Annotated in this window: 15 protein-coding genes; all 15 read left to right on the forward strand. The window is 41.0% G+C overall.

Going from position 1 to position 19,072, the window contains the following annotated elements:
- Window positions 1-194 precede the first annotated feature (194 nt).
- Entirely contained in the window at window positions 195-713 is a 519-nt protein-coding gene (locus Q7K71_01310) for an antirestriction protein ArdA (GenBank protein MDO8674738.1), read from the forward strand.
- A 175-nt stretch (window positions 714-888) separates the two neighbouring features.
- Window positions 889-1,986, forward strand: a complete 1,098-nt coding sequence (locus tag Q7K71_01315; GenBank protein ID MDO8674739.1) for a hypothetical protein — start codon at window positions 889-891, stop codon at window positions 1,984-1,986.
- A gap of 37 nt (window positions 1,987-2,023) precedes the next feature.
- Window positions 2,024-5,335: a helicase-related protein gene (locus tag Q7K71_01320; GenBank protein ID MDO8674740.1), complete on the forward strand. Its 3,312-nt coding sequence runs from the start codon at window positions 2,024-2,026 to the stop codon at window positions 5,333-5,335.
- Window positions 5,332-8,721 (forward strand): N-6 DNA methylase, encoded by a 3,390-nt coding sequence (locus Q7K71_01325; GenBank protein MDO8674741.1) that lies wholly within the window; start codon window positions 5,332-5,334, stop codon window positions 8,719-8,721. The genes Q7K71_01320 and Q7K71_01325 overlap by 4 nt, the downstream gene beginning before the upstream one ends.
- Window positions 8,722-8,823: 102 nt before the next feature.
- A complete protein-coding gene (locus Q7K71_01330; GenBank protein ID MDO8674742.1) occupies window positions 8,824-10,011 on the forward strand; it encodes an XRE family transcriptional regulator in 1,188 nt (395 codons plus the stop codon).
- A 28-nt stretch (window positions 10,012-10,039) separates the two neighbouring features.
- The gene (locus Q7K71_01335) at window positions 10,040-10,549 is read left to right on the forward strand and encodes a DUF4411 family protein (protein ID MDO8674743.1); all 510 of its coding nucleotides are present in this window, start codon (window positions 10,040-10,042) and stop codon (window positions 10,547-10,549) included.
- A gap of 331 nt (window positions 10,550-10,880) precedes the next feature.
- Window positions 10,881-11,657 (forward strand): hypothetical protein, encoded by a 777-nt coding sequence (locus tag Q7K71_01340; GenBank protein ID MDO8674744.1) that lies wholly within the window; start codon window positions 10,881-10,883, stop codon window positions 11,655-11,657.
- Window positions 11,657-11,902: a hypothetical protein gene (locus tag Q7K71_01345; GenBank protein MDO8674745.1), complete on the forward strand. Its 246-nt coding sequence runs from the start codon at window positions 11,657-11,659 to the stop codon at window positions 11,900-11,902. The genes Q7K71_01340 and Q7K71_01345 overlap by 1 nt, the downstream gene beginning before the upstream one ends.
- Before the next feature lie 3 nt (window positions 11,903-11,905).
- Window positions 11,906-14,686 carry an ATP-binding protein gene (locus Q7K71_01350; protein MDO8674746.1) on the forward strand — a complete coding sequence of 927 codons (2,781 nt, stop codon included), beginning with the start codon at window positions 11,906-11,908 and terminating at the stop codon, window positions 14,684-14,686.
- A gap of 15 nt (window positions 14,687-14,701) precedes the next feature.
- Window positions 14,702-15,112 (forward strand): glycine zipper domain-containing protein, encoded by a 411-nt coding sequence (locus Q7K71_01355; protein ID MDO8674747.1) that lies wholly within the window; start codon window positions 14,702-14,704, stop codon window positions 15,110-15,112.
- A complete protein-coding gene (locus tag Q7K71_01360) occupies window positions 15,109-15,846 on the forward strand; it encodes a hypothetical protein (GenBank protein MDO8674748.1) in 738 nt (245 codons plus the stop codon). The genes Q7K71_01355 and Q7K71_01360 overlap by 4 nt, the downstream gene beginning before the upstream one ends.
- 4 nt (window positions 15,847-15,850) lie before the next feature.
- Window positions 15,851-16,762, forward strand: coding sequence for a hypothetical protein (locus Q7K71_01365; protein MDO8674749.1), 912 nt, complete (start codon window positions 15,851-15,853; stop codon window positions 16,760-16,762).
- Window positions 16,759-17,340 (forward strand): TraE/TraK family type IV conjugative transfer system protein, encoded by a 582-nt coding sequence (locus Q7K71_01370; protein MDO8674750.1) that lies wholly within the window; start codon window positions 16,759-16,761, stop codon window positions 17,338-17,340. Before Q7K71_01365 ends, Q7K71_01370 begins: the two co-directional genes overlap by 4 nt.
- On the forward strand, window positions 17,337-18,161 hold the full coding sequence (locus tag Q7K71_01375) for a hypothetical protein (GenBank protein MDO8674751.1): 825 nt from the start codon (window positions 17,337-17,339) through the stop codon (window positions 18,159-18,161). Before Q7K71_01370 ends, Q7K71_01375 begins: the two co-directional genes overlap by 4 nt.
- Window positions 18,136-19,071: a TrbI/VirB10 family protein gene (locus Q7K71_01380; GenBank protein ID MDO8674752.1), complete on the forward strand. Its 936-nt coding sequence runs from the start codon at window positions 18,136-18,138 to the stop codon at window positions 19,069-19,071. The genes Q7K71_01375 and Q7K71_01380 overlap by 26 nt, the downstream gene beginning before the upstream one ends.
- The last annotated feature ends 1 nt before the right edge of the window (window position 19,072 follow it).

Genomic DNA, 19,072 nt, shown 5'->3' on the forward strand with positions numbered 1-19,072 from the left:
TTTTTGGTCGTTCCTTTTAAAAGCACCGGTTACGTGCGCTTCCGCCATTCTTTCGATTTAGGTCTTTTGATTGTGTCATACGTGTCAAGGACGACACCCCACGAAAAGCAGTGGGGCTTGCAAGTGCTCCGCTGCGACTCCGCATCCTTGACACGTATGCCTTTTACAATCAAAAAAATCGAAAGGGGCGCGTCATGCAAAACACACAAACAACACCAAGGATCTATGTTGCCTGTTTAGCCGCTTACAATAACGGCATTTTACACGGGCAATGGATTGAGGCCAATCAGGAGGCGGGGGATATCCAAGCTGAAATTCAGGATATGCTGGCCCAAAGCCCTATGCCTAAGGCAGAGGAGTGGGCTATTCATGATTATGAGGGTTTCTGCGGCTTACGGTTATCTGAATATGAAGACATGGCCAAGGTTGCGGCAATGGCTGTTTTGATCGAAGAACATGGGGAGGCCTGGGCCCGGTATGCCGATCATGTAGGGATGGATGATGCCACTGGGGATGGGTTTAAAGAAGCGTATCATGGCCAATGGGATTCGGAAGAGGATTTTGCCGAACACTTGGCCGAGGAAACGATGGAAATCCCCGAACGTCTGCAATATTACATTGATTATAAGAAACTGGCCCGTGATCTGTTCATTGATGAGTATTTTTCAGCGGAAAGGGAGGGCTGTAAAGTTTACGTCTTCAGCCGGCATTAAGCCGGACGACCTGGGCATGTCGTTAAACCGTCTACCTATTGAAGAAATCGGGAGGTGTTTTTAAAGTGATTTTAGGTTATAATAACGGGGTTATTTTGAGTCTATAGAAATATTTATGTTCGGTAGGGGAATTGAGGTAGATCCAAACCTAAATTGATTTAAAGAAAGTTAAAGAATGACACATAGCTTCGAACTCATTAATAATTTTGTAACAATTTCTCAACAACGAATTAATTTGTTTTGGGATATTGTAAATGGAGGGAAAGATGGCTTTAAGAATGAACTAACGCTTATGTTGCTGGTTAATTTATCAATGCTTCCTTTGTTAATTGGATTTGTAATTATTTTTAATAGAATAAAATTTCACCACTCATATTTTATAGGCATGGAAAGATTATCAAATTTATTACCAAACATTTTTGCAGTAACCTTGAATATTTCTTTATGGCTTTCGTATTTCTTACTATCAGTTGCCATTATGATCTCTTGTTTTAAATTACTTAGTCATAATTCAGATACCCTAAATAACAAAAATAGAGCGGAATTAGTAAAAAATTTTACACCTTCTGAGACTGTTATATTTTCATCCCTTAAAGTCGCGGCTGAATTAGATAAGTATGCTAAAGCCAAAGTGCCATCAGATTTTGGTTTAGGTGGTGATATAGATTGGATTGAAGGATGTTTCTATAAAATCTTGTCTGGAAAACGACCAACTGGTTCCTACAGGGGGCCTAACATAGAATCTAATAGCTTCTTTGCTGACTTAAAAGACGAAAAAGATATTAGCGACCGATTAGAATTAAGCGCTTGGTACTCTACAGAAGAGATTCATGATGAAGAAATTTTCCAAAAATTATTTAAATTAAGAGATTATATTTCTAATTACTACCTTTGGCATGATTATTCCCTTGGAGCAGAGGTTTATAAATCGCTTGCTCAAACTTTTTTAGCCGCTCACCTTAAAGAAAAAGCTTATTTCAAAGAAAATTTAGACTACACAGTCGAATTATATGAGAAATATAGCAAAACTAAAAGCCCCCTTAAAGGGCTTCCTCTTTTTGCATTTCGTTTCACCCCCAAAGTAATACTTGTCATCTCGATTTTAAGTTCCTTAATCATTATTTCTATTCTAGTTTTCTTGCTGCCCCAATGGATCGTTTTATTGTCGGAAAGAAAGTTAAATTTATATTGGAAAATAAATGATGTTAAGGAAATTACTCAAATTTTTTTGGCTATAGTGGGGATATTATTTGCAATTATATGGAGAAAATAGTTTGTGCTGCTAGTATCAGAAAGAGGAAGATAAATTTATGCCTATAATCGACAACAATTCACAGACAATGCATACAGCACTCATCAACGCGCTTACAGGTGCTGAAAAGGTTGATATAGAAGTAGCTTTTTTTTACTTCTCAGGGTGGAGGCTTCTCGCAAGCCACTTAAAGAACAAGAAAATTAGAATACTTGTTGGAAAATATATTGATCCAGAAGCTGTACCTGAACTTCTATCTAAAATCAAACAAGAGGGTTCAGATGTTGATCTTGAACCATTTCAACCAAGGAAAACAATTTCTTCTCGTGTTGCTAAAAAGCAAACCTATGTAAGAAGTTTTACAAGGTTGAGTAATGAATCAGCATTGCTAGATGATAGTGATGACCAGGATGCTTACAAAATTCTGGAGGATAAGATTGCTGATGGATCTTTGGAAATTAAACTGACGGACAGGCAAGAGCACGGCAAAATGTACATTATTCATAACAAGCTTGAATCCAGCCAAAATGGCGATTACCCCGGAACTGTTTTTATGGGATCAAGCAATTTCACTTTTCAAGGATTGCTTAATCAAGGGGAACTAAACGAGCGTTACGGTGACAAAGAACACTATGTAATGTATTTGAATAAATTTGAAAGCCTTTGGATTGATAGCAAGAATATCGACATAGCCACACTAGAAAATAAGGACGATCTTTTAAAGCAATTTAAAGATGAATTGTGGATTCACGCAACGCCCAGTCCCTATGCGGTCTATATCCGCGTACTTCATGAGCTATTTGGGAAGGAGAACCCTGAAAGTGCAAAAACTCCAAGTCAAATCACAAAGGATAAGTATTTCGATTTAGAATATCAAATTGACGCAATTAAGTCAGTATTAGACAAACTTGAAAAATACGATGGGGTGATTTTGGCTGATGTTGTTGGTCTTGGAAAAAGTATTATTGCCTCAGCTGCGGCATACAATAGTGGATTAAAAGCTATTATTATTGCGCCACCACACTTACGAGAACAATGGGAAGATTATCAAGAAGAATTCCGACTCCCTGGCGCTAGAGTTTTTAGTTCTGGGGCTGTAGATGATATCTATAAGAAATACAACAATAATAATGCGCCACTTTTGATTATTGTAGATGAAGCGCATCGCTATAGAAATGAAGATACTGATGATTATCGCATGCTTCATCATATTTGTAATAGTCATCCGGACAACAAAGTCGTACTTCTTACTGCTACGCCTTTCAACAATGATCCCAAAGATGTCTTTGCATTAATTAAACTTTTCCAAATTCCAGGACAATCTACCATCCGCTCAGTAGACAATTTGAGTCTGCGCTTTAGAGAGCTTATTCAGAGATATAAAAAACTTAATCGTGATAGAAGAAGCGGAAAGGCAGATCAAACACATATAGATAAAGAGGCGGATGAAATTTCTCTTGAACTAAGAAGGTTAATTGAGAATGTAATTATTCGTAGATCCAGGTTAGATTTGAGGACAATAACAAGATACAAAGAAGACCTTGAAAAACAAAACATAGACTTTGCTGAGGTTAAGGGCCCGAAACTTTTAACATACGATCTTGGAAATCTTTCGGATCTATATTTTGATACCTTGTTCAAAATCACGAAGACAGAAGAAGAGGGCGGGGGTTTTATAGGTGCCCGTTACAAGCCCGCAGAATATATTCTAGACAGAGAAGAATTCTTGAAAGTTTATGGCAAATATTTGGATGAGACAGATCTCAAAACTGCACAAACTAACTTGGCTAAATTCATGAAGAGATTATTAGTGATGCGGTTTGAAAGTTCAAAGGAAGCTTTTCGCTCAACCCTCGGAAATATGATTGCTTCTACCAAAATGGTTGAAGACTGGTGGAATAAATTGGGCAAGGTGCCAATTATGAAGAAGGGACAAATCCCTGACCCGGATACAATCCTTTCTACTTCTGATGACGATGTTGACGAGGAGGTAAATCAGCAGATTGCTGAAACAGAACTTCAAAAACTCAAAGACTCAAAAGGATTGATAGCTGTAGATAAGTCACTCATTGATCCGAAATTTATTGATGATGTCACAAAAGATAGAAAATTACTTACGCAAATACAGGAAGATTGGTTTGGGCCCAATACAGTGTTGATTAAGGATTTGGATCCCAAGCTTGATAAAGTTAAGGAGCATATTGACTCACTTTTATTGGAAAAACCAGACAGAAAAATAGTAGTTTTCTCATCGTATGCGGATACCATTAATTATTTATTTAAAGAGCTTTCAAAGCGGGGCTTAAAACGTGTTCTTAAATATACCGCAGCCGATGCAAGTAAAGCTATGAAAAAGACAGTTCGCGCCAACTTTGATGCTGGCCTAAATGAAACAGAACAAGAAAATGATTATGATGTGCTTGTCACCACAGATGCATTAAGTGAAGGTTATAACTTACATCGAGCTGGAGTCGTAATTAATTATGACATTCCGTATAACCCGACCCGCGTGATCCAAAGAATTGGTCGTATAAATCGTATCAATAAAAAAGTATTTGATAATCTGTATATTTATAACTTCTTTCCGACAGACATAGGAGAATCAGAAATAAGGATCCATCAAATTTCAACTCTTAAAATGCGCTTGATTAATTCGGTTGTGGGCAGTGATACTCAAACACTCACTGATGACGAAAAACTACAAAGTTTCTTTATAGACGAATATCAAAAAGCTGAAGGTAAAAACGAAGCACTTTCTTGGGACGCAGTACACCACGAGGCTTATGATCAAGCCAGAAAAGATAAGGTAGCTTTTGAGGAAGCCCTCAAGATTAAACCAAGAAGTCGTGTTATTAGAGATGGACAAAAAGTACCCGCGATTGTGGCGTTCGGGAAAAAGGGAGAGCATGCAGTCTTTGTTTTGAAAGAGTCAGAGATTCCGTTTATTGTGGCGGCAGAGATGGCGTTGAAGTATTTTAAAGCCACTAAAGATGATAAAGGTAAGGAAGCAGACAAGCAATATGATGAGGTATTTAAGTTGGTCCGGGATATTTTGTTTGAAAAGCATCCGCTACCTTCTATTAGTGGTAGACGAGCAGAATCTTTAAGGATAATAAAAGTAATAGAAGAAGGTTGCCCAAAAGCCAAAGACTATTGTCATGATCTAGCACAAATAATTAAGAAGTATGATGGTATTAATGAAGGCGATCTGAAATCAATCGCTCAGCTTACAGTTACAAATTTTGAGAAATCTTTTGCAGAATTGAAGGGAATAGTTCCGCAGCACCAAATAGATTCTATTAACGAACGAGCCTCACGGCTCGAAGGTGAGTACGAGACCATTGTGCTTAGTGAAGATATTAGATTATGAATCTGGAACGAAAATATAACAGGGATGATTTTCTAGCATTTTTAAAGTCTTTTATTCCAGAATTTACAAAAGATGTTAGGCGCGTTGGCACTAGCGGATTACAAGTAACAAAAGAAACATTTTATCTTGGGGAAAGTGCAAAGTTCAATCTGTCTATATTTGAGTTAATCCATTCGTCATCTGCTGATGCTCGCGTAGCTTTGGCTATGGACGGCTTCAAGGTAATGAAGAGTAGCGCTACATACCGGGCACTAGTGATCTATCGAGCCGATAAGGGAGAAGATTGGCGGTTGTCTTTAATGACAGCCACTCCCGGTGTTAATGCAGAAGGAAAAGTAGAGCAAGTCCTCTCAAATCCACGCAGATTTTCTTTTTTTTTGGGTCCCAACGCTCAAATTAATACGCCGTATCAATTTCTTATTGAACAAGGCCAGGTAAAAGATTTCGATGATTTAAAAAGCCGCTTTTCAATCGAGGTGGTAAATAAGAACTTCTATACGCAAATCGCGGTTCTTTTTACTCAATTGGCTGGGGGGAAACGTATAATTGGCCGAAAGTCAATTGATGCTGGTAGGGGTCTTTTGAACTTGCCCTCTACTGTCGATGATACTTTGGATAAAGAATTTACGGTTCGGCTCATTGGTCGACTTGTATTTTGTTGGTTTCTAAAGAAAAAACGGTCGGACAAAAATATCGCTCTTTTGCCAGAAGAGCTTCTTTCAGTGAAAGCAGTCTCAAGAAATAGAGATTATTACCATGGTATTTTGGAACCCTTGTTTTTTGAGGTGCTTAATACTTCTGTGGTGAATCGTGAAAAGAAATATCAAGGATCGCTTTGGTCGCAAATACCTTTTTTAAATGGTGGTCTTTTTACTCCACATCATCATGATTTTTATGAGCTGGGACCTCTGCGGATTTCAAAGTATATAAATACGCTTAAGGTTCCCGATCATTGGATAAAAGAGTTATTCGAAATTCTTGAAACATATAACTTTACTATTGATGAGAACACATCCATTGATGTTGAGCTTTCCATCGAGCCTGAAATGCTTGGCCGTATCTTTGAAAATTTACTTGCTGAAATCAATCCTGAAACTGGAGAGACTGCGCGTAAGGCGACCGGCAGCTTCTATACCCCAAGGCCGATTGTGGAGCATATGGTCGATGAAAGTTTAAATCAATACCTACTCACAAAGACTAAGTTAGATGAGAGTAAGATTAAAAGTCTTCTAAGTTATGAAAGTTTTGAAGTAAAACTTACCGAATCAGAGAAAGAATCTGTTCTCGGGGCTCTTGACGTTGTTAAGGTTATTGATCCTGCCTGCGGAAGTGGCGCTTTCCCAATGGGGATACTTCAAAAGATACTACTCATTCTCCAGAAACTAGATCCGGAATCTGAATGGTGGCTTGAAAGAAAGCTTTCTCAAATCGAGAGCAAATTACTCAGACAAGAACTTGGGAGAAAATTGAAATCCCAAAATGTTAATTATGTTCATAAACTTGGGATTATTCAAAGTTCGATTTATGGTGTGGATATCCAGCCGATTGCTGTTGAGATTTCAAAGTTGAGGTTTTTTCTGTCGCTTATAGTGGATGAAAAAGTAAGTGATACGAAAGAAAATCGTGGTGTTGAGCCATTGCCAAATCTTGAATTTAAATTTATGTGTACCAATAGTTTAATAGGTTTGCCAAAAAAGGAAAAGAATTCAGATGAGCTTTTTGAAGCGGAGGATACTCAATCTATCAGTGAGCTTAAAGACCTCCGGGATGAATATCTGCGAAGTTACGGGGTTGAGAAAGAAAAAATACAAATAAAATTTTTAAAAACACAAAGAAAAATGGCAGAATTTTATTGGCAAAGTATATTAAGGCCACAAATCGATCTTTGGGGGAATCAAAAGGAAATTAAGAAGCAGGATGTACCTGAATTTACACGCATGTTGAGTAATTGGGACCCGTTTTCAGATAAACCGGCCGGCTGGTTTGATCCAGAATGGATGTTTGGGATAAAAGATGGGTTTGATATTGTGATCGGGAATCCACCGTATGGTATTTTGAATAAGAAACAAAATAAGACCGAAAGTATTATTGTTTCGGAAGAAGAATTAGAGTTCTTTAAGAATAGTAGTTATTATGAGCCTGCTTCAGGAGGAATGATAAATATTTTTAGGCTTTTTATACTAAGAAGTATTTATCTTCTTTCAAAGAACGGGATATTTTCAGAAATATTTCCGTTAGCATTTATTGGTGACTTAAGCATTGGAAGATTAAGAAAATACATTCTAGACCATTACGAAATTCTTTCTATTGAAGCATTTCCCGAAAGAGATAATTCAAATAAAAGAGTTTTTGAGGCGGTAAAAATGTCAGTTTGTATTTTGAATTTACGAAATTCAAAAACAAAATCAGATGCCCCATTCTTTATTAGAATTAATACGGATAGATATATAGATGAAAAAGCGGAGAAGAATTATTTAACAAAGAAAATCGTAGATTTGATTGATAAAGAAAACACTACTTTCCCTTTGACAACTTTAAAAGAGACAAATCTTTTAGTAAAAATATTTTCTAATAGCATTCGTTTTTCACAGATAGGTAAATGTAATACCGGAGAAGTAGATATGACATTTTGTAAAGACTGTTTTTCGAATAATCCAAATAATGCCAGGCTTTTAAAAGGCGCAATAATTGATAGGTACCAACTACGAACAAAAATGAGCCAAGGAGAGATAGTATTTATTGATGAGAAAAAGTTATTTGCTTTGAAAAGGAACTTATCAAATGACTTTAAAGTTCAAGAACGAATAGTTTTGCAAGGTATAACTGGAGTTAATGAATCATCCAGACTAAAAATGATGATAATTAAGGATGCCTATTGTGCCAATTCTCTGAATTATTTAACACTAAACAAAGATTTAGATAAAAAATATCTGCTCGGCATATTTAATAGCAAACTGCTTAATTTTGTTTTCTCTAAGTTCAGCACAAATAGCAATGTTAACGGGTATGAAATCGATAATGCTCCAGTAATTATTGATGATGCCTTCATTGAACCAATTAGCAAATTGGTGAGTTTTATTATATTAAATAATCATGTAGGGATTCATAGTTTAGGGGGAGCATCATTCTTTTTTGAACGACTTATAGATGCTATGGTTTATGAACTTTATCTCTCAGACGAAATCAAAGCTGCTAATTGCGAAATTCTGCAGTATCTTGGTAATCTGCAAGAGCTGAAAGACGACTGGAGTGATGGGGAGAAGCTCGCAGCTATTGAGAAAGTGTATAAAAAATTCTTCGATTTGCTGCACCCGGTAAGTGCTGCCATGGCAAAAATGCAAGGAATTCCGGAGGTGAGAATTATTGAGGGGAGAGGTAAGGATTAATGCTTATTAAGCACTTTGAAATTAAAAATTCCAAAATTCTAAATAGGGATCTTTATTTTGCTATAATTCTTTTAAAAGGATTTAACTTTATTAAGGAGAACAATGCCAAAAGTTAACCCAAATATACTTCGTTGGGCGCGTGAAAAGGCAAGGTTGACTTTGGAGGAGGCTGCCGAAAAGCTTGGCCTTCCTGACATAAAGAATATGTCTGCGTCTGATCGTTTGGTTGCATTAGAAAAGGGTAAGGATGAGCCTACTCGATCATTGCTTGTAAAAATGACAAAGCAATACCGTCGGCCTTTATTAACCTTTTATATGTCGACTCCTCCAAGACAAGGCGAGCGTGGCCAAGATTTTCGTACGCTTACAGATAATTATGCAATTGAAAAAGATGTAATACTGGATACTTTGATCCGGGATATTTACGCACGACAAAGCATGCTCTGCGTTGTATTAAAAGATGAGGAAGATGCCAAACCCCTGCCGTTTATTGATTCTACGAAACTGTCGGATGGAATAAGTGTCGTATTAAAATCTATCCAGCAAACAATTCCATTTGATTTAGATGTCTTTTATAACAAACCATCACCTGAAAATGCATTTGCTTATTTACGATCAACAGTTGAGAAGACAGGTGTATTTGTTTTGCTTATCAGCAATCTTGGAAGCCATCACACTTCAATTGAAGTAGAAATGTTTAGAGGATTTGCTCTGGCAGATAACATTGCTCCTTTCGTAATCATTAATGATCAAGACTCGAAGACTGCTTGGTCTTTTACACTTCTTCATGAATTAGCTCATCTTTGGCTGGGACAGACCGGCATAAGCGGGCTATCTTCTAATAAAACAATTGAAAAATTTTGTAATGACGTAGCAAGTGAATTTCTACTTCCTACGGAGAAGCTTCGACTCATTAACATAAATAGCGCCATGGAATCTGAAGAAATTAAAACTTCTATTAGTGAATTTGCAAGATCACATAACCTAAGCGGCTCTATGGTCGCCTATAAACTTTTTCGTACAGGTTTAATTTCAGAAAGTCTTTGGCATCAACTCAGCCATTCTTATCGAGAACTGTGGTATCACGCCATGTTAAAGCAGCGCACAAAAGCACGCGAATCAGAGGGAGGAGGGCCTTCTTACTATATGGTACGTCGACATCGCATTGGAGTTCATTTGATTACTCTGGTCCAACGTATGATGGCAGCGGGTTCTTTAACTACTTCTAAGGCTGCTAAGGTGCTTGGAATCAAACCTCAAAACATACAAACTCTCATAAATAGTCATTGATCCCTGCGTTCAATGTGTAGGAGATTTCTTGCTTTATTTACTTGATGCTAATGTTCTTATAGACGCAGATCGGGACTATTACCCAATAGAGAGCGTTCCCGAATTCTGGGAATGGCTTATCTATATGGGGAAAAAAGGGGAGGTCAAAATACCGCTTGAAGTATACGAAGAAATAAAGGAAGGTAATAAAGAAGATGCTCTGACAATTTGGGTTAAAACTGCCTCAACAGAAGATGCCTTACTTCTCACCGAACAAGTAGATGCAATTTTAGTTTCTCGCATAACAGATGAAGGATACGCGCCAGATTTAACTGATAATGAAGTTGAAGCTATTGGCCGGGACCCATTCCTAATTGCTTATGCTATGGCAAAAATAAAGGAACGGTGCGTGGTTACAACAGAGGTGTCCAGACCGAGACGTTTACGTGAAAATCGTCATCTTCCTGATGTGTGTGGTGGCTTTGGTGTTTGTTGTTGTAACACATTTAAATTTATTAAAGATTCGAACTTTACGACCAATTGGAAGACTAATCCATAAAGAAGTGATTTGATTAATTTTGTAACATACAATAAGGTCATGAAGCCTGGATACTGACAGAGATTCAATTTGAAATTTAGTATTTCGTAAAAGTCAATATTTAGATTGACTTATCATCAAAAATAATTGTTGACAAGAATTTTGATTCTGGTAATATCATCCTCAGAAATTGATAACCATCAATTTCCCATCGTTCCCCGCGGTGGAAGTAAAAAGTAGTTCAAACCCCCGGTAGTCCGTTCTTCCATAGTTTCTTAACGCTTGGTCAATTTCTTTTCCCAAATGAAGAGGTTGAACTTGCAAGATGCGTTTTTTGTGAAGGAGGCCGCGCGTGCGTGCCATTCCGCCAAAAATCCAAATCTTGAAGTTCGTATGGGAACAGGGGATTGTCACCGTTGACGATGTAACCCGCCATTTATTCCAGCCCGATAAGTTCCGTGCTGTTCGTATCGCCCTGCATAAGCTCGGAGTCGCGCACATTAAATACCCTGGCATTAAGCACGGTATTTGGTTTATTGACAAGCCCGAATTGTACGACCTTTTAAGCTGTTATTTCCCTGATATACCCTCATTTGAAGCCCGCCTTGTCCCTGTTATTCAATTCCTGCATTATTTGGAAATCAATCGTATCCGCACAGCAATACAAAACTCCGGCCAGATCATCATTGATGAATGGTGGTCCGAGAACCATATCCGTGCCTTGGATCCTGCCTGGCGCAGCAGAGCAGGCAATTCAATAATACCTGACGCCATCTTTTGGCGAAAACGCCCGGATGGGACCCGCCAGCAATTCTTTCTTGAGTACGAACGTACTTTAAAGAATAGGGAACGCTACACAGATATTTTTTGTTACTACGCCAAGCGGGAGGGGGTACAAAACCGCAATGTTATTTATATTTGCCAAACGCCTTACATCAGACAGGCACTCGTATCTATTGAAGCGCGGCTGGCCAAGGTGGGCAAGCTGGAAGGGACAGGTCTGTATTTCCAATTTGTTACTTTGGAGAGTTTCTATAAAACCTACGGCGATCAACCTACAAATAAGGAGATATTACCATGCGCACCGTCAAACAATGGTTCAAGGCCCCTGGCTGTAAATGTTTCTTGATGTTTGTATTTTTTGTATTTTTGATGTGCCAACCGGCTTTTGCCGATCTGGTCAGCGGCATGGATGAATTACAAAGCAAGGTCAAAAGCATATGCCAGCCGCTGGCGATCATCTTCCTTATTATAGCGGGCTGGCAAAAGGCAATGGGGAACAGCCAGTTATTCGTGGCCGCCTTGATCGGCACGGTCATTATGTTTGCTTCACCCCAGATCGTTGATTTTGTCAGCGCATCATTCGGGAGATAGTTTATGCGTCTTTACTCGGAAAAGTGTTTAAGGAATCTTCAGGACAGGATGATCGTCTTTGGCTTTGAAGGGTGGGATATCTTTATGGTTTTGGGGGCCGCTCTGATCCTGCAGATCGTCAAGGTTAACAGCCTTGTCATTTGGGGCATTTGCGGGGTCATGAGCGGTTTCCTTATTTTGGTCAAAAGGGGCAAGCCGGCCAATGCAAGCGAGCATTACATGGACTGGTTCTTTAAGGACAAGCGGTTTACCGCCTTCCCGCAGGCCTTTGCCCACAATATCCGTGGCCGTGAGCTAGATTTGAGGCTCAACGGCCTGCAGGAGATCCTGCCTTATAGCCATTTTGAGGACGGTTTTCTGGTTTTTAAGGATGATTCCCTGTCTGTCGGGTATGCCATCACCTGTCCCAGCCTTGACAATCTGTCCTCGGATGAACTGATCGGCTATTCTCAAAAAATTGAAACCTTTCTTAACGGTTTAAGCGATAGAGCGACCTACCAGGTGTTCTTCACCCTGGATAGCGATTATCACAAGGAGATTGACGAGCATAAGGTAATCAAAACCAATCATCCTTTGATCAAGACCATGCACGCTCAACGTATTGAACGCTTTGAGGCGTTAACCAAAGAAAGACTTTTTAGACGCCGACAGTGTTATTTGTTGGTTAATTTCGCGCAAGTCCACCTGGGCGGGAGGCCCAGACCGTTTAATTTCTTTGGCAGTATAAAGAAATTAACCGCCGCCCAGGTGGATGAAACGAAAAAGGATTTCCGGCTGGTGCTTAATAATATAGAGGAAGGCATAAACGGCGCGGGGTTAGGGTGTAAGCCGATGGATGACTACGGGCTTATGTGCTTAATGTACAAATACCTTAACCCCGACCGTTTAAAAGAAGGCATTGAATGTCCTAGGCCCAAAGACGAAGAGGCATTTGTCAAACAGGTGTGTTGTTCTGATCTTGCCATAGACGAAAAGAAAGGCGAATACATCCACTTTGGTGGTTTTTATCATAAATACATATCCTTGAAAGTCCTGCCCGAGGCGACCTTCCCGGCCATGTTGGCACGGCTCGATCATCTATCATTCCCGGAATTTGACTTAGTGGTCAATTTTGAGGCCCCGGAAAAAGAATGGGGCAGGACAAGAATTGAAAGTATGCGCAAGCGTGAGTACGGCAATATGCAGGGCATGTTCGGTATTATCAATAAGGACGCGCAGACAAAGGTCAGCCAATACGAATACCTTCTTGAGGAAATTCAACAAAGCAATCAAAAGCTGTTTCGTATGCAGTTGACCGTTCATGTCTATGCCGCGGAGTTTGAAGAAGTCAAAAAGAAAACAGCCGAGGTCATCCGGCTGTTTTCATCTTTGAATGGTACGGAAATGCACGATGAACGCTGGGGTGCGGTCAAGCCGGTCTTTGTCAGCATCCTGCCCGGCTGGACCAAGGAGGCCTCCCGTTGGGTTTTGCTAAAGTCAGCGCACCTGGCCGATTTTATGCCGTTTTTTTCCGAGTTTAAAGGAAGCGGCAAAGCCGAGTGCCTGTTTTACAACACGACTCATGGCCTTGCGGCCTATGATCCTTTTTCCGATGACCTGTCCGCGTTTAATACGGTGGTTGTCGGGGCCTCCGGTTCGGGCAAAAGTTTTACGATAAACCAGATCATCAATCAATACAGCAAAAACGACCCCGTTGAGATCTTCATAGACATTGGCGGCTCCTACAAACGTCAGGTCATTCTAAAAGGCGGTGAATACATTGACCTAGGGTTAAAAGAGAAGTTCACCATCAATCTTTTTGATCTTTCCGCAGGCAAAAAGTTATGTGACTTTAACGAAGAAGAACAAAACGAAATCCTCATCATCAAGACCAAGACCATTGAACAGATGATGGGTGGCGTGGCCCGCTTTAACGGCTCTGACCAGATCGTTGAAGATTACATTTTCCGTTCGATCCAACGGCTTTACAGAGCCGTTGAATATCCGGTTTTAAGTGATTTGAAAGGCGCTCTAAAAGCCACCTGCGAAGCTCATAAAACTCTCCAACAGTTTTATGAGCCGGTTGTCGGGCTTTTAGGCAATTGGTTTGCCGGCGGGCAATATGGAAATTATACGGACGGTAAATCCACGATCTCTTTGGATAAAAGCGTCATTTGTTTTGACTTAAAAGGTCTTGAGAAATTCGAACGCCTGCAGGCGGTCATGTTGACCATTGTTACCAATTTTGTTTGGGGCAAGATCATGAGTGAGCCGGGACGACGCAAATTTGTCATTTTTGATGAGTGCTGGAAACTTCTCTCCACACCGGAATCCGCCAAATTCATAGCGGAATGTTATCGGACATTCCGTAAATACGGGGCCGCGGCCATATCGGTTACACAGTCCTTGAATGATTTTCTATCCGGAGGCCTGGAGCATGCCATTTTGGGCAATTCCAACACACGCTTTATCTTAAGGCAAAACTCCATGCCTGCCGTTAAAGGCATTGTTGATTATTTTAATTTTAACGAGCAGGAACAGCGGCTCATTGAAACCTTGCAGATCAAGAAGGGTGAATATTCCGAGGTGTTCTTTTCCCAGTCAAAGCAGCTGCAGCACATAAGCGCCAAGATGGTCATATGCCCAACGCCTATTGAGTATTGGGTTGCCACAACGGACGCTATGGATCTCAATTATTACGAGAAGATCAAAATCAAGGGTCCGGCCTTGAATATGTATGAGGTATTACAGCAATGCGCCAAGGATTTCCCGCGCGGGGTGGGGTATGAGAAGACAAACTATTAACGAAAGGACGTTTTTATGATAGACAAATACCTTTATGCGGTTGGGTTAATCTGTTTATTAACCGCCGGTTGTACCATGCGCCAGGCAGGTTATACGGCCCTGGGCGCGGCCGCAGGTGGTGGTATCGGCTACTCCTTGCATCGTGACGGCAAAGAAGCGGCCATAGGGGGCCTGGCCGGGGCCTTGACCGGCAATCTGGCGGGTCAGTGGCAGGATAAAGCAGAGAAAACCAAGCATGACAAGGTTTATCAGGAAGGTTACAAGCAGGCCAGGGTGGATGTGGCCGTCAATGATTGGGAAACCAATACAGGAAAGGATTTATCCAAACGGGAGCCCAAGCGGCTGGTTAGCGTCATGGTCCCCAAGCGGGAGGAAAATAATGTCATTTACGACGCCCAGGAAGTCAAGGTAGAGGATTACAGATGAAAAGATTTTTGTCTTTGGCTGTCTTTGTGTTTTTGGTTTATCCCCCGTCATATGCTGTGGCGACCCCTGATTCTACTGCGGCTATTCTGCACCAGACAGCCGTGCAAACAGCAGAACACCTGCAACGGTTAGCCGAGATAGTAAGAACCATTAAAACATTACAGGAACAAGTAACAAGTACGAGAGGATTACTGGAATTAGCCAAGCAATCAGCCCGGGGGGTGGATGGCATTGAATTGATCGGGGATTTTCATGATATCACTTTGGGAACGAATAGTGTTATCCGTAATGTTCAATCATATATGGGTTCGACAGAAAATCTGCCGGATCGTTGGAACAGACTTTTTGGTTCGTTGGATCTATGGGTTCGGGATGCTAATGACGTTTTTAGCAATATTGACGTATCCGATAAAACAAATACAGCCGGGTATTTAATTGGGGATAGTTTTCAAGGCCTGTATGAGAAGAATTCCAATATGGTGTCTCAATTTGTTGAAAATTCCAAACAGGTCAGCGAGAAGGGGGCCTTAAAGCAAATTGCTCAGCAAATGGCCCAATTGATACAGATGGAGAACAATAACATGTACCTTTTAGCTCAAATACTTAAAAGTCAGAGCATCGAATCCTCTAATGACAATTTGAAACGTAAAGAAGAAGCCATAAAATTTGAGCAGGAGAATCAGGGTATTAAGGCCTTTAGGGGACTTGTGGACGATAAAACTTTTGGGATTTAAAGATATGGACGTAGTGCTTTCAGCGGTCAAGACAGATTTAAACAGAGTTCTCGATGCCGGGCAGTATATGCTGGTTTCATTTTTCTTGTTGGCGGTATTTGTCAATTACGTTGGGATTTTATCCCGCAGCATTAATTGGGCGGATGTGGTTCTTCGGTTGGCAATCGGCTTTGTTCTTTTACAGAACTATGTTTGGATCATGGACACCACACGCAATATCGTGGCAAGTGTCGATGAAATGCTTAACCCGAACCAGGATTTTATCAGCCAATATGCCGCCATGAGTGACAATATCTGGAAACTTCACGAGGCATCTACTCGGCCGAGCATTGTTTCACAAATCAAATTTATATTTAGCTCGGCAATTTTTCATAATCTGATCATTAACTTTTCCTTCCTTTTTTATGCGCTCATTGCCAAAGTCATGGAAGCGGTGCGGTATTCCTTGATCGCGATCTTGTATAAATTGGGGCCGGCGCTTATACCTTTTGTTTTGTTTCGACCAATGACCAATGTGGTCAAGGGTTGGTTTACCAGTTATGTTTCAATTCTTTGTTGGCCGATCCTTTGGCATATTGCTTTAGGTATAGCCGTTGGTGTAAGCGGCAATACTCATAGCGTAGAGCAATTTGCTTGTACCAATTTTGCCGTGTGTTTTGTGCTGGTTTTCTCGCCATTGATCATCAATGGTCTTATTGCCGGCATAGGAGCAAGCTCCACATCGGTCTTGGCGGGCTTTATGTCCTCCAAGTCGGCCGCCAGTTTTATGACCGCGGCTGGGCAAGTTGGAGTTGCAGTTGTGGCATCCAGGGTTGTCGGGCCGCTTATCCAGAAATTGCCCGGTTCCCCTACAACCGCGACAGGCAAATTTAAGGATTTGATGCTGGGGCAAAAAGGCAAAGGAGTAAAGCCATGAGTGAACTTGTTTTTAACCGCGTCATCTTGGAAAAACATAACCGTGTTTTGACTTGGGGCTTGATGATCTTGCTGGGGCTTAATTTGATCTTCGTTTTTTGGTTTATGCGGGCTTCGGGTCAGCCGCCGCTGATTGTTTTTGCGAAAGACGGCCAGCTGGAAGTCCTCAAATCCAGAGACCTTAAGATGGACGAGGCGTTCTTGAAGGATTTTGTAAAAATGGTCACTGGACAATACTTGTCCTTTAGCGTTTCGTCCTTGCCTAAACAGATCGAAGGTATCAAGCCATACCTGGCCCCTAAGTCAGCTGAAACCATCCTTGCTTCTTTCAAAAATAATCAGACAGTCATCGAAAAAGAAAGCATTTCTCAGCAATTTGTGATCAATGCCATTGCCATCACCAAGAAAACGGATCCTTTCTGGGTAGAGGTCGAGGGTACAAGAAACATCCGTGCTTCCGGCAATGACAAAAGTGCCGCTGTTACATATATCCTTGAGATCAAGAAAATAAAACCCAGCGAAGAAAACCCTTACGGTTTATTGATGACCGATATTATTGAGAAAGGACAAACAAAATGAAAACCTTAATGCTCATCACGTTCATGCTTTTATCCGGATCGCTTTGGGCCAATCAGGATAACCGTTACTTGCAGACAGGCAAGGTGCAATACGAGACCCCGCTGGAAGAAGACGTGCTCAAGGTCAACACGGCTTTAGGATATTGCACGGTCTTGGAGTTTGCAGAAAAGCCCATGCTGGTAACGGTGGGGGACAATTCACTGATCCAGGTGGAAATTCCCCAGAACTCCAAAAGCGTTGTCATTAAACCCATGCAAGAGGCCGGGGAGACAAACCTGTTCGTTTTTACCCCAAGCCAGCGGTTTAATTATAACGTGGTCATAGGTAGTCCGGCCCAGGTGGACTATGTTCTGGATTCCAGGCAAGCCCTCAAGGACAAGGGCAAAAGCCATAGCCGATTATCGCTGGGAACTGTTTTGAAGATGGCAAGGTCCTATGCGGGCTTAAAGTCATTGGGCGTTATCAATCAGCGTGAATTTATCCAGAAAGACATTTTTAATCAATGCTCCTATCCGTGGGTGAGTATTGATTTTCTTGAGGTCTTTGCCAACAAAGACCCGCATTATCTGGTGTTTCATATCGTCGTCCATAACCTGGCAGATGAAACCCTCAATTTGAAGGAAGAAAATGCCAGTATCCTTGTCAATGACCAGAAGTTTATTCCTCAATATGTCCTGTTTGATAACGATCGGTTAGCTCCATCGAGTAAAACCGACGGCTGGCTGGTTTTGGAGAACAGTTTTGTGTCCATAGACAATAAGTTTTCTTTAAGCGTTGGGGTGGGGGACGAAGAATATGTCTGCAAACAATCCGTTTCTTAAAACAGATAACACAGGCAAACGTCAGCCAACGTTTTTTACTTGCGCTTTGATCGGTCTATTTATTTTTGGTTCCTATTTTATTTCAACAGGCAAAAAGCCCATCAAACATGAAGCCAAACAGACGATCATCAAAGAAAAAGACATCATTGAAGCCGCCAACAACACCAAACCCCTTACGGATGAAGGAAAAGCGTTCAAATTCGACTACAGCCAGCTTTTAAAACCACCCGAAGTCAAGCAAACCGTCCTGGTCCCGATAACCCCGCCGCCGGTGAGCAAACGCATTTCCCCCATAAACACAAAAATCATTGTTTTTGACAATACCAAAGATTATCAGACCAATTGGGTGGTGCCATTAGGAAGTATGATCAAGTGCCTGTTAATCCACAATATCGTCACCAATAACTTTGAAGCTCCGGTGATCGCCCAGGTATGGGAGGACTTTTACTTTGATGGCAAATTGCTTTTACCCTTTGGGACACGGATCTACGGGACCGCTTCTGTCGGAAAACAAAGGGACAGGGTGACGGTACGTTTTGACAATATTGTTTTTCAGGATGGCAAGACAGTCAAGATCAATGCCATTGGTTTAAGCAAGGATGGCTCCGGTGGTTTGACCGGTACGGTCATTGATGAGCACAACAAGCAGACTTTTATTCAAATGGCGCTTAATTTTTTAAGTGGTATGGCATTGGGGTTACAGCAGACGGCCACCAATCAGGTCACAGGCATTAGTGAGATTGAAGCCAGTTCCCGCAATGCCATACTAAACGGCGCGGCTAATACTTTTCAAAGTGAAGCGGGACGCATTAAAGCCGACGCAGAAAACGCCAAAGGATATGCCATTGTCCTGGCCGGCAGTGATCTGATTGTTTATTTCACGAAAGAAGCTGACGTTCAAGGGGGATAGA

It is taken from the genome of Candidatus Omnitrophota bacterium, from assembly GCA_030650275.1.
GTDB lineage: Bacteria > Omnitrophota > Gorgyraeia > Zapsychrales > Fredricksoniimonadaceae > JACPXN01.